The sequence below is a fragment of the Cupriavidus basilensis genome (assembly GCF_029335485.1).
Taxonomy (GTDB): Bacteria; Pseudomonadota; Gammaproteobacteria; order Burkholderiales; family Burkholderiaceae; genus Cupriavidus; species Cupriavidus basilensis_E.
Genome location: NZ_JARJLM010000668.1, coordinates 1 through 1271, shown reverse-complemented (window position 1 = coordinate 1271; position 1271 = coordinate 1). Strand labels below are relative to the sequence as shown.

Sequence of the window (1271 nt, the reverse complement as noted above, 5' to 3'; positions counted from 1 at the left end):
GCTCGGCAGAGGCCATATTGCGTCCCTTGTCCATATGCCCGTTGTCCGTTGCCCAGATGAAGTTCTGTCCGCGGCTGCGCGCGGCATATTCCCACTGCGCCTCCGTCGGCAAGTCGAACGCCACCCCAGTCTGCTTGCCGAGCCACAGGCAGTAATCCTTTGCTCGCTGCCAGTACACGCCAGCCGGCACCAGCGGATGCCGGTTGTTCCCTTGCAACGCCTCGTAGCCCGGTCTTACCTCCATCCCCGCTCGCGTCTGCCCCGTCGCGTCGGCATACACATCGAACTCCGCATAGGTCGTCTTGTACCGAGAGAGGCTGTACCCGGTCAGTGTGACCTGGTGCGGGGGCTTGTTGTCGAGTCTGGATGTGTAGTAAAGCTTCTCCGGCGACCACCACGGGCCAAAGTCGCCCATCATGAAGCTGCCGCCCTCCACATAGACCAGATCCTTCAGCACCTTGCCCTTGAGCTTGCTGACGCGATCCCCGATATCGCCCTCGGCCAGGGCCATCAGTTCAGCCCGCAAGGCGGCGGGCTGTTCCAGGTGCGGTGCGTTCTCGCCCGGGTCTTTCGACATCAGGGGCTGCCGCGGCGGATGGACCTCCGCCTGCTCACCAGCCACCAATGCTGTGCCGGCACAGCCGAACATCAAACAGAATGCAACGGATCCGATCGTCTTGAAGTACATTCAGGCCTCGCTGGTGTAATAGGCCTTCCAGCCAGTGGACGCAAAAAGCGGATGGTCGTTGTTCTCGCGCAGGATTTCATACTCTGGCGAGGTAGCGTCTGCCAGTGCGTGGCCATGCGGTACCGCATTCATCAGGTGGTCGTGAAAGAGTCGATACCATGCCTCAAAGTTGCCATTCATCGCGAGTTTGTCGTAGATTTCGCTGAATCTTCCCGGATAACGAGACTCATGGAATGGAATGTCGAAATCTCCAACACCTTCCTTTCTGAAGAATTTCACCAGCTCAGACAGATTATCCGCCAGGACACCCTTATTTCCATCTACGTCGATATGCTGAATGACATTATCCGCCTCGGCCTTGGAACTCGCGGCCTTGATTATCCACAGCACCGCTTCTCGTTGCGGACCGAGATAGTTATCGCCGAAGGCTGCGCCATTCGCAACGACATCAGCAATGCTATGCTGCATCAGTTGATAAATAAGCATCCCCTTCGATTCCGGCGTCAAGTATATTAACTGATCCTTTTTACACCCCAGTATCCGCTTAGCCATACTTAATCTAGCACCTGCTTTTTTCATCTCA

At 56.6% G+C, this 1271-nt stretch carries 2 protein-coding genes; both read right to left on the bottom strand.

Annotated elements, in window-relative coordinates; genetic code table 11:
• Positions 1-577 (bottom strand): formylglycine-generating enzyme family protein (locus P3W85_RS41015; RefSeq protein WP_276269025.1); only part of this gene is annotated, 577 nt, incomplete at its 3' end.
• Between the two features lie 111 nt (positions 578-688).
• Positions 689-1271, bottom strand: a 583-nt coding sequence (locus P3W85_RS41010) for a hypothetical protein (RefSeq protein WP_276269024.1), incomplete at its 5' end; no start/stop codon positions are given.